Here is a 382-nt window from a genome sequence, read left to right as displayed (position 1 = left end):
CCAGGTTCTTGTTGAAGGCCGGGTCGCGCGCCAGCGTTTCCATCCAGTTGTTCAGCGCGACCTTCAGGCCCGCGTCGTCGTTCACCAGCTGCCAGGCGCGCGCGTCGAATTCGGGGTTGCTGACCGTCGGCGCCATCTTGAACATGGTCTCGATGTAGCTGACGTTCTCGGCGATCGCGCGCTTCTTCAGCTCCTGCAGGCCTTCGGCGAAGTTGGCGTTCGAGACCGGACCGAAGTAGCCGAAGGTCTGGAAGAACAGGCGGTCGGGCGGCGGCTGGATCGCGCCGTGGTTGTCGAAGTCCTTGTTCGACCAGCGCTGCACCAGCTCGCGCCAGGTGTGGACGTCGGCATAGACCTCGGCGCTCGACAGGCAGTTGCGCTC

Annotated in this window: 1 pseudogene; it reads right to left on the bottom strand. The window is 64.7% G+C overall.

The features are described from left to right. Positions 1–382 (bottom strand): annotated as a pseudogene (locus tag KVT32_RS29025) (adenosine deaminase); the annotation flags it as partial.

The organism is Achromobacter sp. GbtcB20 (genome assembly GCF_019091095.1).
In the GTDB taxonomy this organism is placed as follows: Bacteria; Pseudomonadota; Gammaproteobacteria; order Burkholderiales; family Burkholderiaceae_B; genus Achromobacter; species Achromobacter mucicolens.
This window is presented reverse-complemented; position numbering and strand designations above follow the sequence as displayed.